The 16349-nt window shown below is 57.3% G+C and carries 20 protein-coding genes; 2 read left to right on the top strand and 18 right to left on the bottom strand.

The annotated features are described in order from the left end of the window. Positions 1-73 precede the first annotated feature (73 nt). From lptB to THINI_RS06045, 9 genes are all read right to left on the bottom strand, one after another. Positions 74-808 (bottom strand): LPS export ABC transporter ATP-binding protein, encoded by a 735-nt coding sequence (gene lptB, locus THINI_RS06085; RefSeq protein ID WP_002707775.1) that lies wholly within the window; start codon positions 806-808, stop codon positions 74-76. Then, on the bottom strand, positions 805-1317 hold the full coding sequence (lptA, locus tag THINI_RS06080) for a lipopolysaccharide transport periplasmic protein LptA (protein ID WP_002707774.1): 513 nt from the start codon (positions 1315-1317) through the stop codon (positions 805-807). The genes lptB and lptA overlap by 4 nt, the downstream gene beginning before the upstream one ends. Beyond that, positions 1289-1729, bottom strand: coding sequence for an LPS export ABC transporter periplasmic protein LptC (gene lptC, locus THINI_RS06075; protein ID WP_002707773.1), 441 nt, complete (start codon positions 1727-1729; stop codon positions 1289-1291). The genes lptA and lptC overlap by 29 nt, the downstream gene beginning before the upstream one ends. Further along, positions 1726-2277, bottom strand: a complete 552-nt coding sequence (kdsC, locus tag THINI_RS06070; RefSeq protein ID WP_002707772.1) for a 3-deoxy-manno-octulosonate-8-phosphatase KdsC — start codon at positions 2275-2277, stop codon at positions 1726-1728. Before kdsC ends, lptC begins: the two co-directional genes overlap by 4 nt. Beyond that, complete coding sequence (locus THINI_RS06065) at positions 2277-3251, bottom strand: KpsF/GutQ family sugar-phosphate isomerase (RefSeq protein WP_002707771.1); 975 nt, start codon at positions 3249-3251, stop codon at positions 2277-2279. Before THINI_RS06065 ends, kdsC begins: the two co-directional genes overlap by 1 nt. Before the next feature lie 4 nt (positions 3252-3255). Next, entirely contained in the window at positions 3256-4242 is a 987-nt protein-coding gene (locus THINI_RS06060; RefSeq protein WP_002707770.1) for a calcium/sodium antiporter, read from the bottom strand. A gap of 92 nt (positions 4243-4334) precedes the next feature. Beyond that, a complete protein-coding gene (locus tag THINI_RS06055) occupies positions 4335-5099 on the bottom strand; it encodes a sulfite exporter TauE/SafE family protein (RefSeq protein WP_002707769.1) in 765 nt (254 codons plus the stop codon). A 3-nt stretch (positions 5100-5102) separates the two neighbouring features. After that, positions 5103-5993, bottom strand: coding sequence for a YihY/virulence factor BrkB family protein (locus THINI_RS06050; protein ID WP_002707768.1), 891 nt, complete (start codon positions 5991-5993; stop codon positions 5103-5105). Between the two features lie 12 nt (positions 5994-6005). Further along, positions 6006-6350 (bottom strand): hypothetical protein, encoded by a 345-nt coding sequence (locus tag THINI_RS06045; RefSeq protein WP_002707767.1) that lies wholly within the window; start codon positions 6348-6350, stop codon positions 6006-6008. Between the two features lie 200 nt (positions 6351-6550). On the opposite strand from THINI_RS06045, the gene THINI_RS06040 reads away from it, so the two are divergent. Both THINI_RS06040 and THINI_RS06035 read left to right on the top strand, forming a co-directional pair. Then, positions 6551-6778: a DUF2061 domain-containing protein gene (locus tag THINI_RS06040; protein ID WP_002707766.1), complete on the top strand. Its 228-nt coding sequence runs from the start codon at positions 6551-6553 to the stop codon at positions 6776-6778. A 54-nt stretch (positions 6779-6832) separates the two neighbouring features. Next, entirely contained in the window at positions 6833-7210 is a 378-nt protein-coding gene (locus THINI_RS06035) for a YchJ family protein (protein ID WP_002707765.1), read from the top strand. Here THINI_RS06035 and THINI_RS06030 read toward each other — a convergent pair. The 9 genes from THINI_RS06030 to THINI_RS05990 all read right to left on the bottom strand — a co-directional run bounded on the left by THINI_RS06030 (position 7207) and on the right by THINI_RS05990 (position 16338). Next, positions 7207-8877 (bottom strand): glutamine--tRNA ligase/YqeY domain fusion protein, encoded by a 1671-nt coding sequence (locus tag THINI_RS06030; protein WP_002707764.1) that lies wholly within the window; start codon positions 8875-8877, stop codon positions 7207-7209. The two genes, THINI_RS06035 and THINI_RS06030, sit on opposite strands and share 4 nt — an antisense overlap. Before the next feature lie 100 nt (positions 8878-8977). Continuing rightward, the gene (locus THINI_RS06025) at positions 8978-9454 is read right to left on the bottom strand and encodes a rhodanese-like domain-containing protein (RefSeq protein WP_002707763.1); all 477 of its coding nucleotides are present in this window, start codon (positions 9452-9454) and stop codon (positions 8978-8980) included. A 23-nt stretch (positions 9455-9477) separates the two neighbouring features. Beyond that, positions 9478-10458 carry an SLAC1 anion channel family protein gene (locus tag THINI_RS06020; RefSeq protein ID WP_002707762.1) on the bottom strand — a complete coding sequence of 327 codons (981 nt, stop codon included), beginning with the start codon at positions 10456-10458 and terminating at the stop codon, positions 9478-9480. A gap of 10 nt (positions 10459-10468) precedes the next feature. After that, positions 10469-10864, bottom strand: a complete 396-nt coding sequence (locus THINI_RS06015) for a DUF6858 family protein (protein ID WP_002707761.1) — start codon at positions 10862-10864, stop codon at positions 10469-10471. A gap of 109 nt (positions 10865-10973) precedes the next feature. Next, on the bottom strand, positions 10974-11873 hold the full coding sequence (locus THINI_RS06010; protein ID WP_002707760.1) for a hypothetical protein: 900 nt from the start codon (positions 11871-11873) through the stop codon (positions 10974-10976). An 80-nt stretch (positions 11874-11953) separates the two neighbouring features. Further along, on the bottom strand, positions 11954-12349 hold the full coding sequence (locus THINI_RS06005; protein WP_002707759.1) for a NifB/NifX family molybdenum-iron cluster-binding protein: 396 nt from the start codon (positions 12347-12349) through the stop codon (positions 11954-11956). Between the two features lie 17 nt (positions 12350-12366). Continuing rightward, complete coding sequence (gene petA, locus THINI_RS06000) at positions 12367-12969, bottom strand: ubiquinol-cytochrome c reductase iron-sulfur subunit (protein WP_002707758.1); 603 nt, start codon at positions 12967-12969, stop codon at positions 12367-12369. A gap of 278 nt (positions 12970-13247) precedes the next feature. Beyond that, positions 13248-14684: a dihydrolipoyl dehydrogenase gene (gene lpdA / locus THINI_RS05995; protein ID WP_002707757.1), complete on the bottom strand. Its 1437-nt coding sequence runs from the start codon at positions 14682-14684 to the stop codon at positions 13248-13250. Positions 14685-14694: 10 nt separating this feature from the next. Beyond that, positions 14695-16338 carry a dihydrolipoyllysine-residue acetyltransferase gene (locus THINI_RS05990; RefSeq protein ID WP_002707756.1) on the bottom strand — a complete coding sequence of 548 codons (1644 nt, stop codon included), beginning with the start codon at positions 16336-16338 and terminating at the stop codon, positions 14695-14697. Positions 16339-16349: the final 11 nt, after the last annotated feature.

The following is a 16349-nucleotide window of genomic DNA, read 5'->3' as shown; positions in this document are numbered from 1 at the left end:
TGGCTTTCATACTACTCTAAACGTTAGCTGGTGCAAAGATGCGGTAAGCGGGATGAACGGGCGCTGAGCAGATTTACAGGGTAAAATTTTCACCAAGATAGACACGGCGGGCTTGTTCATTCTGCAAAATGGCATCGGGGGAGCCTTCGACCAGAATTTTACCTTCGCTGAGGATGTAGGCACGGTGGCAGATGCCCAGGGTTTCGCGCACGTTGTGGTCAGTGATGAGGACGCCGATATTACGCCCAACCAGATGGCGGATGATCTTCTGGATTTCCAGGACCGAAATGGGGTCAACCCCAGCAAAGGGTTCGTCCAGCAGGATGAAGGCGGGTTCGCTGGCCAGCGCCCGGGCGATTTCGGCGCGGCGGCGTTCCCCGCCGGAAAGGCTGATGCCCTGGCTGTCGCGCAGGTGGGTAAGCTGGAATTCTTCCAGCAGGCTGTCGACCTTGTCCTGGCGTTGGGCGCGGTTCAGGTCTTTGCGCAGTTCCAGCACCGCCATGATGTTTTGCGCCACGGTCAGTTTGCGGAAGATGCTGGCTTCCTGCGCCAGATAGCCGATACCTTCGCGGGCGCGTTCGTGCATGGGGGCTGCGGTGATGTCCTTGTCGTTGAGTAGCACTTGCCCCGCATCTGCCCCGACCAGGCCGACGATCATGTAGAAGCAGGTGGTTTTGCCTGCGCCATTCGGGCCGAGCAGGCCAACCACTTCGGCATTGTTGACGTGCAAATCCACGCCTTTGAGTATTTGGCGCTTCTTGTAGCTTTTTTGCAGGTCGCGGGCAGCCAGGATATGGGTATCGCTCATTTGGTGGCTTTGTTGCTGGGGTAGAATACGGCAGAAACGCGCCCGGATTTGCCTTGCCCACCGGCTTTCAACTGGCCTGTGTCGGGCAGGTATTCGATATGGTTGCTGGTGAAGTGGTCTTTGTCCTGCATCAGTTCGGCGTCACCGTCGAGGATCAGGCGCTTATCCTTGACCAGATAGCGGATTTGCTGCGCCTTGCCTTGTACCAGTTTGCCGTTATCCATTTTTTGTTGCAGGCTGACGGGGGAGCCGGTGGCAATGATGGCCTGGATTTCGTTGTCTGGCGCATTGATTTCGATATGTGCAGCCAGGATGCGCAAGGTTCCCTGCTGGATGCTGACATTGCCGTCGTAGGTGGCTGTACCGGCCATTTTGTCGAATACAGCCGAATCTGCTTCGATATTGACCGGCTCCGCCACATCCGACTTGAGCGCGTGGGCGCTGGAAACCATGCCCGCCAGAAGCAGGCTCAGCAGCCATTTATTTAACTTGGTAGGTTGAACGTACATTGGAGTCAAATTTCAGTAAATCCTGGTCAAGTTTAGCGGTCAGGCCGGTAGATTGCATCTCCCCGGATGGCGAAGTTATCGACACTACCGACTGGGTGGAAATGGTCTGGGTGGCCTGATCATAAAAAAGCTGCTCTGTACGCAATGTTAACCCGTCGCTGGTTGTGACCACAGGCTGGATGACTTCACTTTGCCGTTTGCCTTGCCAGTGCGACAGATGCCGCCCGGAGAGTTCATAGCTGAGTTTGCCGTCCGCTGCCACTGCCATAATGGAAAAATCCGACAGGTAATAGTCGATCTGGTCTTTTTCCAGTGCCAATTTGCTGAGGTCGGTCTTGCCCAGATAGTCTTCCACCCGCGTAATCAGCAGGATGGATAACAATATGACCATCAGGGCAAGCAGGCGTTTCATGTGAGATAGCTTTCCAGTTTGGCTTGCAGTTTGCCTTGGGCGTGCAGCAGCAGTTCGCAGACTTCACGGCCTGCGCCGCGCCCGCCGGGGGTTGCCGTTGTCCAGTGGGCGTGTTGCTTGACGTAGTAATGGGCGTCGTTGACGGCGATGGCGAAACCGACCTGTGCCATCACTGGCAAATCCACCACGTCATCACCGACGTAGGCGATGTTTTCCGGCTTGAGTCCGGTTTTAGCCAGCAAATCCTCGAAGGCGGGGCGTTTGTCGCGATAACCCTGCCAGATGCGGTCGCGCGGAACCTTCAGGTTGTCAGCACGGTGCAGCACCAGTTCGGATTGGCGTCCGGTAATCAGCGCCATTTCCAGCCCGCTTTCCAGCAACATACGGATGCCGTGGCCATCCTTGGAGTTGAAGGCTTTGTATTCCTGCCCCTCATTGTCGTAGAACAGGCTGCCGTCCGTCAGCACGCCGTCGATGTCGAAAATGACCAGGCGGGTGTTGCGGGCGCGTTCCAGCACGTTGGCGGGGAGCTTGTCGAAGTGGTACATCAGGCGATTCCTGCGCGTAAAAGGTCATGCATGTGGATGATACCGGTAACGCGCCCGTCCTGCACGACTGGCAGTACGGTGATGGCGTGTTCCTGCATCCGGTTGAGGGCTTCCACTGCGAGGCTGTCGCCATCGATGCTGCGGCAGTGCGGGGTCATCAGGGCGGCAATGGGTTGTTCCTGCAAGTTCAAACCCTTCTCGAATGAACGCCGCAAGTCGCCGTCGGTGAAAATACCCAGCAGCGTGCCGAAGGTGTCGGTAATGGCGGTCATGCCCAGTTTCTTGCGGGTCATTTCCAGAATCGCCTGTTGCAGGTTGACTTCCGGGCGCACCTGCGGAATTTCTTCGCCGGTGTGCATGATGTCGCGTACATGCACCAACAGGCGCTTGCCCAGCCGTCCGCCGGGGTGGGAGCGGGCGAAATCTTCTGCGGTAAAACCACGCGCTTCCAGCAGGGCAACTGCCAGTGCGTCGCCCATTACCAGTGCGGCAGTGGTGCTGGAGGTTGGTGCAAGCCCCAGTGGGCAGGCTTCCTTGTCCACACCCGTGTCAATGTGGAAATCCGCCGCTTCCGCCAGCGGGGAGGCGGGGTTACCGGTCATGGCGATGACGCGCACATCCAACCGCCGGATGACGGGCATGATGGAGAGGATTTCTTCGCTGGTACCGGAGTTGGATAGTGCAATGATGACATCGCCGTTCACAATCATGCCCAAGTCGCCGTGGCTGGCTTCGCCGGGGTGCAGGAAAAACGCGGGTGTGCCGGTACTGGCAAGCGTCGCCGCAATCTTGTTGCCGATATGCCCGGATTTGCCCATGCCGGTGACGATGACACGACCCCGGCAGCTCAGCATGGCTTCGCAGGCGCGCAGGAAGTCATCATCCAGCCGAGCGGGCAAGGCGCTGAGGGCGGCGATTTCGGTATCAATCACGGCTTTCGCCAGTGCAAGCAGGTCTTTGGCGTGGTGCGGCATGGTTTCAGGATCCGGCGGGAACGCTTTGGATGTACAGCAAAAGCTGGTAGCCGATAAACGCCGCCAGCAGGATCAGCCCTTCCGGGCGGGTAATCATATTGTTTTTCGGCGGCGTATAGTTGAACACGATCAGCAGCAGGGTCAGGCCAATCATGATGGGTAAATCCCGGCTTAGCAGCTCCGGTGGCGTGGCCAAGGGGTGGATCATGGCAGGCAAGCCAATGACTGCCAGGTTATTGAACAGGTTGGAACCCACTATGTTACCTACGGCCAGATCGGCTTCCCCTTTGCGGGCGCTGGCGATGGATGCTGCCAGTTCCGGCAGGCTGGTGCCAATGGCGACGATGGTCAGGCCGATCACCAGGTCGCTGATGCCGAAAGCCGTGGCAATGCCGCTGGCTCCCCATACCAGCAGACGGGAACTGGCGACCAGCAGGATCAGCCCGGCTACCGTCCAGAAAATAGCGCGGGGCATGGTTAAATCAGCCTGGATTTCCTGCACCTCCCCAGTCATTTCCGCCGTCAGGGGTTCCAGGAAATAGGAGCGTTTGGCGCTGTACACCAGCCAGACGAGCAGCCCCACAAGCAATGACAGCAGGATGGCTCCATCCAGCCGGGATGCATCGCCATCCCGCAGCAATAGCCAGGAAAAAATCCCCACTCCCAGCACAATCGGTAACTCACGCTTGACGATGCGGGAATGCACGGCCAGCGGCGTCAGCAGGGCGGTAACACCCAGAATCAGGGCGATATTGGCAATATTGGAACCGACCGCATTGCCCAGCGCCATGCCGGGTGCGCCATCCAGCGCTGCAATGACAGAAACCAGGATCTCCGGGGCGGAGGTGCCGAAGCCGACGATTACCATCCCGACGGTCAACGGTGATATGCCGGTCAGGCGCGCGAGACTGGCTGCGCCCAGTACAAAACGGTCAGCGCTCCACGCCAGCAGGATAAGGCCGGTGAGGACAGCAAGGGTGAATAACAGCATGAAAAGGTGACCGGTTGTTAATAACGTGCGCCATTATACAGGATGCATCAGGCAGTATGGATAATACCGGAGCAACACGGGGCAATACGCTTTTACAGTGCCTTGTACACCAGCACTAGGCCGGAAACCACCGCCGACAGCAGGAAAACGGGCTTGAGGAACTTGTTGCCCTGCCTGATCCCTAGCGATGCACCGAGGTAGGAGCCGCTCACCGCGCCAATCACCAGCCCCGGCGCGATTTCCCAGTCAATATGCCCCAGCGTCAGGTGCGCGATTGCGCCAATCGCATTCCACACCAGCCCGTTGGCGGCCAGTGTCATGGCGGTGGCGTGCAACTGGTCGTAGCGCAGCAGGTAGACATACAGCATGGTGGTGAACACGCCGCTGGCGACTGAAATCCAGCCGGAATAAAACGCGATCGGAACCAGCAGCAGGCTACCGATAATAACCTGTTGGCGCTGGATATATGGCGAATGGTGCAGCCCGCTGGATTTTTTCAGCCAGGAAACACCCGCCATCAGCAGGATGAATAGTCCCGCCAGCAACAGCATCAGGTTCTGGTCGAGGGCAGTGGCGAACAGCGTGCCCGCCACCACGAAAGGTGCACCGAGCAACGCATTCCACCAGAAAATTTTCCAGTCGATCAGGTTTTCGCGCGCATAGCGGAAGGTGCTGCCAATGCCGATGAAACCCACTGCCAGCTTGTGCGAGGCCAGCGCGTTGATAAAGGGCAACCCGGCAATGATGAGGATGGGCAGCAGGATCAGCCCCGCACCGCCGCCCGCCAGTGCCGAAAAGAAACAGGCGATAAAACTGGCGATGGCGCTGATTAACACTACGCCGATGGAAATATCCAAGCCTTAGTCTCCCGTGTGCAAATCGGTATCGTTGTTGCCGTCTTCCCGCTCCAGCCGCTCGTATTCCGCGATCATCTGTGCGCCAAACAGCAGGATGATCGCCGCCACTTCCAGAAACAGCAAGGCCACCACCGCAGTCGTCAGTGAACCGTAGATAATGTTCACCATCGACAAGGTGGAAAAATACCATACCAGCAGGTGGCGGGTGATTTCCCACAGCACCGCCACGCAGAAGCTACCCACCAGCGCATGGTGAAAGGAAATCCTGCCCACTGGCATCACCATGTAGAACGAAGTCAGCAGCAACGTCAGACCCAGGATGCCGAACCCATACAGGATGCCGCCGGTCATGTGGTCGAGTTGCAGCCGCCAGAAAAACACGGTGACCACTTCGCCATGCAGCAAATCCAGCGCCCCGCTGATAATGGTGATCAGCAGGATGCCGATGCCCAGCACTAGAATGTAAGCATACGGGATGATGGCTGATATCAGGAAATGGCGGCGGTGAATGTTGACGCGATGAAAAAAGATCACCGACATGGCGTTTTCCAGTACCGTGAACGCCATGGAGCTGAAAAACAGCAGGACTGTCAGCCCGATCCAGCCCACGGTCTGGCGGTTTTGCAGGAACAGATCCATCTGGTAGGTGATGACTTTGGCCTGCGTGCCGAAGATTGGGCTGAGGTTGTTCTGCACGATAGTCAGCAGTTGCTGTTCGTCGATCAAATGCGACAAGGCCACGATCAGCAGGGTGAACAGCGGGATGATCGACAGCAGGGTGTAATAAGCAATTGCGCCAGCCAGCAGGATACCCTGATTGGCGCGGAAACCGGCCAGCGAACGCTGGAGGAATTTCAGCAGGCGGAGAATGGGTGGCGTCAGGGCTGGGGGCATTCTACGGCTCAGTTACGGGGTTAACAGGTGCGGCATTGTTTGCGCCGTTTCCCGGTCGATGTCAAACAGCACCTCACAGTATTCGGTTTGTTCGCAGGCAGGGGAGGGGTCATCGGCGCAGCAGCTTCCGGCAATCAGGCCAGCGTAGAAAATGCCCGCCTTGATACGGATGTGGCCGTCGCTGGCACTGGAATCGAGTATGACAACGGTGCGCGGGCTATCGCTGACGTGGCTGCTGTGCGCCAGGGCTTGTTGCAAGGGCAGGTCGGCAATAGCCAGTTGCTGGATCGTGGTGGTAAAGGTCTGGGCAAAGCCGGGGGTATCCCAGGCTTGCAGCAATTCAGGCAATTTGATCAAGGCGGCTTTCCTCTCTCGTGGTTGTCAGGGGCATTTTAACAGCAGGTGGAGTTTGCTGTCCTGAAATGCAGGCTTGCCCAGGCATCATGGGCAGGTGTTGCATGAATCTTCTGTTTAGTGGTTCGTTATAATAAAAACAATCTGATTTTTTAATTAAATGAGAAACGTTATCCTTTATGAAACATCTGGAGGATAACGCCATGACCAAGACATTCACTTTCGCCATCTTGCATTTCAGCATTGCTTTCACGGTTGCGTATGTGTTGACCGGCAGCGTCCTCATTGGTGGGATGATGGCTTTGATCGAGCCTGCCATCAACACGGTCGGGTTCTATTTCCACGAAAAGGCGTGGAAGCGGTTTGAAGCCCGTCAGGCAAACGCGACAGCAAGGTCGGGTATTCATCACCACCATGTGTTGGCAGGCTAAGGCTTCCGCAGTAACATCCTGCGGTTTACACGGCTAAACACGGAGCGGATGCTTATGGACAGTTGCCCATGCGGCTCGGGAAAGACCTACAACCAGTGCTGCCGCCAGTACCACGATGGCAAGGCCGCGCCAACAGCAGAAACGCTGATGCGCTCGCGTTACAGTGCTTACGTACTGCGTAATGGCGCATACCTGCACCGAAGCTGGCACGGCAGCACCCGCCCAAACAAGAAAGGGCTGATGCAACTGCCACCAACCGAATGGCTGGGTTTGGAAATCGTCCGTACGGAGCAGGGCGGGGAGCAGGATACGGCAGGTATCGTGGAATTCATCGCCCGTTATCAGGATGGCGGGCAACCCGGCCAGTTGCATGAAACCAGCCGGTTTGTGAAAGAGGGCGGGCGCTGGTATTACGTGGCTGGAGAGTATTAGGATGCCGCCTTTTCCCACGTATCCTTCAACCCGATCACCCGGTTGAACACCGGCTTTTCCGCTGTGGAATACCTGGAATCCAGCACAAAATACCCTTCCCGTTCAAATTGGTAACGGTCATCCAGCGTGGCGTTCGCCAGCCCGATTTCACCCTTGCAGCCTTGCAGGATTTCCAGGCTGCCGGGGTTGAGCGATTCCAGGTAGTTCTTGCCGCCCGCATCCGGCGCAGGGTCATTGAACAGGCGGTCGTACAGGCGCACTTCGCAGTCGACGTTTTCACGCGCGGATACCCAGTGGATCACGCCCTTCGGTTTCACGCCGTCTTCCGGGTTGCTGCCGAGGGTTTCTTCCAGCACGCGGGCGCGCACTTCGATGATGTTGCCGTCGGCGTCCTTGATAGCTTCCTCGGCTTCGATCACGTAGCTGTTGCGCAGGCGCACGCGCTTGCCCAGCACCAGCCGCTTGTACTGCTTGTTGGCTTCTTCGCGGAAGTCGTCCTGGTCGATCAGGATCTCGCGGCAGAACGGCATGTCGCGCGTGCCCATGGCTTCATCCTGCGGGTGCACCGGCGCGGTCATGGTTTCCACCTTGTCTTCCGGGTAGTTGGTCAGCGTGACCTTGAGCGGATGCAGCACGCACATGGCGCGCGGGGAAATTTCGTTGAGGTCTTCGCGCACGGCGTATTCCAGCATACTGACATCGACCACGCCTTCGACCTTGGTCACGCCTGCCATGTCGCAGAAGTTGCGGATGGCCTTGGGCGTGTAACCGCGACGGCGCATACCGGAAATGGTTGGCATCCGTGGGTCATCCCAGCCGTCAACGTGGTTTTCATCCACCAGTTGCTTGAGCCTGCGCTTGCTGGTGATGGTGTAATTGACGTTCAGGCGCGAGAATTCGAACTGGTGCGGTTCGGCAGGCACCGGCAGGTTCTGGATGCACCAGTCGTACAGCGGGCGGTGCGCCTCGAATTCCAGCGTACAGATGGAATGGGTGATGTATTCAATCGCATCACTCTGCCCATGTGTATAGTCGTAGGAGGGGTAAATGCACCATTTATCACCGGTCTGATGATGGCTGGCGTGCTTGATGCGGTACAGCACCGGGTCGCGCATATTGATGTTGGACGACGCCATGTCGATCTTGGCGCGCAAGGTACGGGTTCCGTCAGGGAATTCCCCAGCCCGCATTTTCTCGAACAGCTCCAGGTTTTCTGCCACGGAACGGCTGCGGAACGGGCTTTCCTTTCCCGGTTCTTTCAACGTGCCCCGGTATTCGCGCATTTCATCCGCATTCAGGTCGCAGACAAACGCCTTGCCCTCTTTGATCAGGTAAACCGCCCACTCATAAAGCTGGTCGAAATAGTCGGAAGCGTAGCGAACCTCGCCGTCCCACTGATAACCGAGCCACTGCACATCGCGCTGGATGGACTCGACGTATTCCTCATCTTCCTTGACCGGGTTGGTGTCATCGAAGCGCAGGTTGCACTGGCCGCCGTAACGCTGCGCCAGCCCGAAGTTCAGCCAGATGGATTTGGCGTGGCCGATGTGCAGGTAGCCATTCGGTTCAGGTGGAAAGCGGGTACGGATACTGGTGTGCTTGCCGCTGGCCAAGTCGTCTTCGATGATGCGCTCAATGAAGTTCAGGGGTTTGCTGGTTTCGCTCATGTTGGGTAGTTCTTGTCGCTTATTGCAATGCAGGAATTAGACTACCATGCATGACAGATGTCCAGTGCCAACACCCCCCATTATCCGGCGGGGGCAACCGTTACGCTGCTACTGGCCCTTTCTGCTCCGGCGCCAGCACAGTCTCGAAATACTTGTCGGCAGTATCCTGTGGAACCGGATTTCCGTTGGAAAAGACCAGCGGCAGTTCGTAATCGCTCCAGCCGCGCAGCCCGGTTTTGAGGGAGTAAACATGCTGGTAGCCCAGCAGTTGCAGGGTGTGGGCGGCGAGGATGCTGCGGTTGCCCGAGCGGCACACCACCAGGATGTTTTGGGCGCGGGCTTCCACCAGTTTCGGCTCGGTTTCCTCGTAGCCGTAGTCGCAGGCCATTTCCAGAATGCCGCGCGGCACATCCAGTGAGCCGTCGATGTGCATCACCTGAAATTCCGACGGGCAGCGGATGTCGAGAATCAGGAAATCCTTGCCTGCCTCCTGCTCTTCCGCCACATCCCAGGGGAATACTTCCTGGACCAGCGGGGCAACACCCGCCACCAGACTTTTATAGGTTTCTCTGGACATTATGTTTTCTCCTGCTGGCAATATCAGTGTCCTGGCACGCAGATTTTACCGCGCATGGCTGCCATGGTGGTACGCACCAGCAATAAGCCTACCACGCCGGTCAGGATTGCCAGCAATATGCTTGCCAGCCCCAGGTAAAAGGAATTGCCAGACTTTTCATACATGAGGAAAGTGGCGATGGTAATGGCGGCGGTCGGGAACGAATACGCCCACCATGACAGCGCAAATTGCAGTTTCAGAAAACGGCTGAGCTGGCTGAACAGCAACAAGGTCAGGAACAGCCCGGCGAAATACAGGAAACGACCGAAGCCATCCAGCACGCCATTGGTCAGTTTCACGTAGGCAAGAAAGCCAACAGCAGGCGGCGCAATCAGGATGAACAGGGTCGGCAACAAACGCGCATCAATCGGCGTATGGAACAGGATACGGTAGAAAATGATCACCATCAGCACCATCCAGAACAACATGCCGATGCTGAAAAAGAACCACGAAATATCCGTGTAACCCAGCGGCATTCCCGCCACCGGCACCAATACATTACCCACCGCCGGGATAAACCACGCCGGGTTGATGTGCTGGATGTGGAAATGCTCCTGATGCATCCATGCATTGAGCACAAACAGGGTGAACAGCAGATGCAAGGCTGCACCCACTACCCACAACCCCCGGCTGACTTCCGGCATGAATTCCAGCAAGGCAACCGCCAGCAACAACAGGCTGATGGAAATGGTTGGGAAGAAGCTCAGTTTGACCGGGTGGCTGAGTTCCTGCGCCACCGCTTCGCGGCATACCAGCGCTTTGCTGGCGTAGATGATGGCAAACACGCTGAACACCAACACCGTCAGCCCCACCAACAACGGGCTGATACCAAAATCAAGCTGGTATACGTGCTGGGCTTTTTCCCAGGCAATCGTCAGGCCGGAAAGCCCCATCACCATGGCGAAAAAGGAAATCGGGAAGTGAGCCAGACGGCCTTGCGGTTGTTCGGGCGTGTTTTCCATCATTATTACCTCTTTAGTTGGCTACCAGCCCCTTGGCCCAGGCTTCCATCGCTTCGTTAGCGTGCGGCATGGGTGTTTCCAGGAAGCTGATGACGAACTTGTCGGCCATTTCCGCGATGCCGATGGAACGTGGGCGGATGGCCAGCATCTGCGGGGTTGGCAGTTTCTGGCCGAAGCAGAACACGACATCACGTGCGTCGAGGATTTCAGGGTTCATTTCGCCCTTGTCACCCAGCGCCTTGGTGTGGGTGTAATGGTCGAACAGGGCGATGAAGCTGGCAATCGGATGTGCATCAATCTTGGCCTGGAAGTAGCCTAGAATGCCGTCCATCGTGTTGTGGACAATTTCATCCTTGCCGATTTCGATGGTGTAAATAGGGTATTTTTCCATCAACATGGTTTGTTTCATGGGTATTCCTTTCGTATGGATAGTTCAAATAATGAGAGACAGTTTAATGGGCGGTCAGTCGTAGGGCATTGAGAAAAAACAAACTAAAACACTCGGGTTTATTCGAGGGTTAAAAGTCATAGCCAACGCCAACATAAGTGCTGGAATGTTCAAAATCTGCATCAAACAGGCCGGGAACCTGAAAATTACCCACCGGCGTTGTGATGTCCGCCTCGTCGTAATCCCAATCACTGCGGCTATGGCCGATGGTGACGAAAGCATTCTTCAGCACCGGCTGTTTCAGCAATGGGGCAGGGCGGATTTTGGCCGCGACTTCAAGCGTGCGGTAGCTGCCGTCAATATCCACGCCTGAGCCAACCAGCCCGTTATCCATTTCGCCGGTCTGGTGGTTGAGGGAGGCATTGCCGCTGACTTCCAGCCACGGTGTGGCCTGATAGCTGCCCTGCACGCTGACGCCAGCTTTGTAGGTGGTCACTTTGGTGTCGAACGTGTCCATCACTTCCAGTGCCAGGTTGGCGGCAGGCAGCATGTTGCGGACTTTCATGAACGGGGTGCTGACGCCGGTATTCACACCCACGCCCAGATGCCCCTTGTCGTTTTTGATCACGTCGTAGCCAATGCCAGCGTCCACATTCAGCCCATGAATACGGTAATCGGCAGGCACCGGAATCTCGGTGTTGTTGGCAATCAGGTCGGTCACGCTGCTGCCAATCACCGGCAAGCTGGTGGTCAGTGGCAGGCTGGTAAGGTCAGTTGCCCGGTTGACGGTATCCGAATCAAAGTAATCAGCGCGGAACTGATAGTAATAGCGCGAATCGTTGATGTTCTTGTGCGGTTCCGCCAGTGTCCATGTGTCGACATCCAACGTGACATCCATATCGACCAATGGCTTGGCCGCTGCGCCCATGTTGAAATCACCGCTGCCGTAACGCAGTTCCAGTGCTTGTGCATTGGTAACGCTGGCCAGCAACACGCCAGCCAGCAACAGGGTTTTTGGAAAAACTTCCATGTGGTGCTCCTGCATAAAAAAAGCCCGCCCATTATCGGGCAGGCATTGGGAGGTGAGAATGGCTCTGGTTATTGGAATCTTTAATGGTGGTGATGCCCGTGATGGTGGTCATGGCCATGCTCGTGGGTATGCGGAGCACCTTCCGGCAGGGTTCCCGCCAGCAGTGCTTTGGCTGCCGCCAGTGGGTCGGTTTCGGAGGTAGTTCTGACCATCACGCCACGGCTACCCATTTTGCGGATAAAGCCATCGCCGCAACTACCGGTAATCAGGTAGTCGAGTTCAAACAGCGGGTGTTCGCCCTGGCCATTCCATTCGTGCAGGGACATTTCCTTGGGCATGTCGAGCCGCCCGATTTCCTGCACGTCCGCGCCATCGGGCGCTTCAAAGACGAAAAAGCGGCGGCCTTTGCCTGCGTGGCCAGTAATGGTGCGGAAATTCTGGCTGCTGACGCCGATTTTTAGATGACCTGTTTTCATGTGTGTTACCTCGTTGGTTAAGCTGCTGCCGGGCCGTCTTCGCCGATCAGGATGGTGGTGTCATCCTTGTAGAAATAGGGCGGCACGACCAGGTTGGTGGCGGCAGGGACATTCTTGTAAACGCGCCCGGCCAAGTCGAAGCGGGAGCCGTGGCAGGGGCAATACCAGCCGCCTTTCCACTCAGCACCCAAATCTTCCGGCGCAACTTCCGGGCGGTAGGTGGGGGAGCAACCCAGGTGCGTACAAATGCCGACTAGCACCAGATATTTGGGGTTGCGCGAACGGTGTGGGTTTTGGGCGTAAGCCGGTTGCTGCTCGGCGACTGTGGACGCAGGGTCGCGCAGGTTGGGGTCGTTGGAGGGCAGGTTGGCCAGCATTTCCTCGGTACGGTTGACCACCCACACCGGTTTGCCGCGCCAGATGATGCGCACTTGCTGGCCGGGTTCGACCTTGCTGACATCCATTTCCACCGGTGCACCAGCCGCCAGTGCGCGGGCGCTGGGCGACCAGGAAGTGAGAAAAGGGGCGGCGATGGCAGCGGCTCCGGCTGCACCGACTACCGAGGTTCCGGCGATCAGGAGACGGCGGCGGCCTTTGTTGACTGTGTTGTCGTTCTGCATTTGTTTTGCTCCACAAAACCAGGATTTCCGAGAAAGTTACTTGGGGATGAAGTAGTGTGGCATTGACGAAATGCAAAATTCTGAAATAAATCATGATGTTGATTTTTCGCAAAATATTCTGTCAATCTGGTTTTATGTAGCCGTCAAGGCTGATGGTCGGCTTTAGCCGTTTCCCTAACTGAAAGCAAGGGAATGATCGATCAAATATCCGGTGATACGTTAAGCTTTTATTAAAAAGGGCGGAAAATCCCGCCCTTTTCGCCTAACTCAGTTCAGCCTCAGTGTTTCTTCTTCGGTGGAATCAGGTCGGTGATGGAGCCTTCAAACATTTCCGCCGCCATCGCCACCGTTTCGGACAGCGTTGGATGCGGATGCACGGTCAGGCCGATGTCAGCCGCATTCGCCCCCATTTCGATGGCCAGCGCGACTTCGGCGATCAGATCACCGGCATTGGTGCCGACGATGCCCGCGCCGATTACGCGGTCGGTTTCCTCATCGAAAATGAGCTTGGTCATGCCTTCGTCGCGACCCAATGACAGGGCGCGGCCACTGGCGGCCCACGGGAACACGCCCTTGCCGACCTTCATGCCTTTGGCCTTGGCTTCTTCCTCGGTCACTCCGACCCAGGCAATTTCCGGGTCAGTGTAGGCCACCGATGGAATCACCCGTGCGTCGAAATGGCTGGCCATGCCGGAAGCCGCTTCCGCCGCCGTTTTGCCTTCGTGCACGGCCTTGTGCGCCAGCATCGGCTGGCCGATGATGTCACCGATGGCGAAAATGTGCGGCTGGGTAGTACGCATCTGTGTATCCACCACCTGCACGAAACCGCGTTCGTCAACTGCCACGCCCGCTTTTTCCGCACCGATGCGCTTACCGTTCGGGGTGCGCCCGACCGCGACCAGAATGCGGTCATACACCTGCGGTTCGGCTGGTGCATTTTTGCCTTCGAAGCTGACCTTCATGCCCGCCGGAGTCGCTTCCACTGCCGTGACGCGGGTTTCCAGCCAGATGTTTTCGTAACGCTTCTTGATGCGGTTGAAGTAAGGCTTGACCACATCCTTGTCGGCTCCGGCGATGATGTTCGGCAGCATTTCGACCACGGTGATTTTGCTACCGAGTGAGGCGTAAACCGTAGCCATTTCCAGCCCGATAATACCGCCGCCGATGACCAGCATGTGCTCAGGAACGCTTTCCAGCGCCAGTGCGCCAGTAGAGTCGATCACGCGCGGATCATCCGGAATGAACGGCAGTTTGACCGCTTCGGAACCCGCCGCGATCACGGCTTTCTCGAAACGCACTACGGTTTTCTTGCCATCGTTGCCGATGACTTCCACATGGTTCGGGTCGAGGAAGGTGCCAACACCACTGACTACCTGCACCTTGCGCCCCTTGGCCAGCCCGCTCAGGCCACCGGTCAGACGACCAACCACCTGATCTTTCCAGCTGCGCAGCTTGTCGATGTTGATGGCGGGTTTGGCAAACTCGATACCGAATTCCGCCGCTTCGTGCGCTTCATCCATGACCTTGGCGGCGTGCAGCAGCGCTTTGGAGGGAATGCAACCCACGTTCAGACACACCCCGCCCAGCGTACTCCAGCGCTCGACCAGCACGGTCTGCATACCCAGATCAGCAGCACGGAAAGCGGCAGTGTAACCGCCGGGGCCTGCGCCCAGCACCAGCATCTGGCAGCTAATATCTGCTTTCATATTACTCATGACTTTCCCCTCACAGAATCAGGTTGCGCACGTCGGACAGGACGAATGCGATATGGCTGACGAAACGCGCGGCATACGCGCCATCAATGACGCGATGGTCATAGGAAACCGCCAGCGGCTGGATTAGCCGGTCAACGATTTCGCCATTCACGCGCTTGAGGCGATCCTGCGCACGGGTCAGGCCGAGAATACCGACTTCCGGCGCATTGACGATCGGGGTGAAGTTGGTGCCACCGATGCCGCCGAGGCTGGAAATCGAGAAGCAGCCACCCTGCATGTCGACAGCCTTGAGCTTGCCTTCGCGGGCTTTTTTCGACACTTCGCCGAGTTCACGCGCCAGTTCAAACAGACCCTTGCGATCCACATCCTTGATGACCGGCACCACCAGACCATCCGGCGTGTCGACCGCAATGCCGATGTTGTAGAACTTGCGCTGGATCAGGTTTTCGCCTGCGTCATCCATTGCCGAGTTGAACTTGGGGTATTCCTTGAGACCGGCGACCACGGCTTTCATCATGAACACCAGCGGGGTGAAGTTGAAGCCCAGTTCCTTGGCCTTGCCCTTCATGCTGTTGCGGTAGGCTTCCAGCTCGGTAATGTCGGCTTCGTCGAAATGCGTCACTTGCGGCACGTTCAGCCAGGCGCGGTGCAAATGCTTGGCTGACAGCTTGTTGATGCGTGACATCGGGACGGTTTCCACCGCACCAAACTGGCTCCAGTTCGGCTGGGTAATCAGTGGAATGCCCATTTCGCCACTCGCTGCCGGTTTGGCAGGCGTGGCTGGGGTACTGGCCGCCGGGCTTGTTGTAGCCAGTGCCGCAACCGAAGCTGCGGCAACCGGCTGTCCTCCAGTGCCGCAGTACGCGCGAACGTCTGATTCAGTTATGCGCCCATGCTGGCCAGTACCAGCCACTTTGCTCACATCCACACCCAGTTCACGGGCAATGCGGCGAACGGATGGACTTGCATGTGCTCTGCGGAACGCTTCCGCATCCACGGGGGGTGATTGGGTGGGGGTGTTCCCTTCGACTCCGCTCAGGGAACGGGGTGGAACCTCACCCGAGGGCTGAGCGGAGTCGAAGCCCGACTTGGCACCTGCCACTTCCAGCACCAGAATCAGGCTGCCTTCGGAAACCTTGTCGCCGACTGCGATTTTGATTTCCTTGACCTTGCCTGCCTTGGGGGAAGGGATTTCCATGGAAGCCTTGTCGGATTCCAGCGTGATCAGTGAATCTTCCGCTGCCACTTCATCGCCGACCTGTACCAGCACTTCGATGACATCCACATCCTTGAAGTTGCCAATGTCCGGTACCTGGATTTCTTCCAGGCCGGTCGGGGCCGTGACCGGCGTGGCACCCGCCGCGCTGCTGGACAGCTTGGGCTGTGCCGCTGCCGACGCCACGTTGACGCTGGTTTCGGCGGAATCTTCCAGCAACAGGATCAGATTGCCTTCGGAAACCTTGTCGCCCACGGCGATTCTGATCTCCTTGACCACGCCACCGCGCGGGGCGGGAATGTCCATGGAAGCCTTGTCGGATTCCAGTGTGATCAGTGCATCGTCAATCGCGATGGTGTCGCCGACATTGACCAGCACTTCGATAACATCAACATCGGAAAAATTGCCGATGTCGGGTACGTGAATTTCAATACTCATGGTTACTACTC

This window comes from Thiothrix nivea DSM 5205, from assembly GCF_000260135.1.
Lineage (GTDB): Bacteria > Pseudomonadota > Gammaproteobacteria > Thiotrichales > Thiotrichaceae > Thiothrix > Thiothrix nivea.
This window is presented reverse-complemented; position numbering and strand designations above follow the sequence as displayed.

Coding starts and splice junctions, on each gene's coding strand:
- lpdA (WP_002707757.1), bottom strand. CDS start 14,684: ATGAGTAATATGAAAGCAGATATTAGCTGCCAGATGCTGGTGCTGGGC.
- lptB (WP_002707775.1), bottom strand. CDS start 808: ATGAGCGATACCCATATCCTGGCTGCCCGCGACCTGCAAAAAAGCTAC.
- petA (WP_002707758.1), bottom strand. CDS start 12,969: ATGCAGAACGACAACACAGTCAACAAAGGCCGCCGCCGTCTCCTGATC.
- THINI_RS06030 (WP_002707764.1), bottom strand. CDS start 8,877: ATGAGCGAAACCAGCAAACCCCTGAACTTCATTGAGCGCATCATCGAA.
- THINI_RS06015 (WP_002707761.1), bottom strand. CDS start 10,864: ATGAAACAAACCATGTTGATGGAAAAATACCCTATTTACACCATCGAA.
- THINI_RS06005 (WP_002707759.1), bottom strand. CDS start 12,349: ATGAAAACAGGTCATCTAAAAATCGGCGTCAGCAGCCAGAATTTCCGC.
- lptC (WP_002707773.1), bottom strand. CDS start 1,729: ATGAAACGCCTGCTTGCCCTGATGGTCATATTGTTATCCATCCTGCTG.
- THINI_RS06050 (WP_002707768.1), bottom strand. CDS start 5,993: ATGCCCCCAGCCCTGACGCCACCCATTCTCCGCCTGCTGAAATTCCTC.
- THINI_RS06040 (WP_002707766.1), top strand. CDS start 6,551: ATGACCAAGACATTCACTTTCGCCATCTTGCATTTCAGCATTGCTTTC.
- THINI_RS06060 (WP_002707770.1), bottom strand. CDS start 4,242: ATGCTGTTATTCACCCTTGCTGTCCTCACCGGCCTTATCCTGCTGGCG.
- lptA (WP_002707774.1), bottom strand. CDS start 1,317: ATGTACGTTCAACCTACCAAGTTAAATAAATGGCTGCTGAGCCTGCTT.
- THINI_RS06010 (WP_002707760.1), bottom strand. CDS start 11,873: ATGGAAGTTTTTCCAAAAACCCTGTTGCTGGCTGGCGTGTTGCTGGCC.
- THINI_RS06025 (WP_002707763.1), bottom strand. CDS start 9,454: ATGTCCAGAGAAACCTATAAAAGTCTGGTGGCGGGTGTTGCCCCGCTG.
- kdsC (WP_002707772.1), bottom strand. CDS start 2,277: ATGTACCACTTCGACAAGCTCCCCGCCAACGTGCTGGAACGCGCCCGC.
- THINI_RS05990 (WP_002707756.1), bottom strand. CDS start 16,338: ATGAGTATTGAAATTCACGTACCCGACATCGGCAATTTTTCCGATGTT.
- THINI_RS06065 (WP_002707771.1), bottom strand. CDS start 3,251: ATGCCGCACCACGCCAAAGACCTGCTTGCACTGGCGAAAGCCGTGATT.
- THINI_RS06020 (WP_002707762.1), bottom strand. CDS start 10,458: ATGATGGAAAACACGCCCGAACAACCGCAAGGCCGTCTGGCTCACTTC.
- THINI_RS06035 (WP_002707765.1), top strand. CDS start 6,833: ATGGACAGTTGCCCATGCGGCTCGGGAAAGACCTACAACCAGTGCTGC.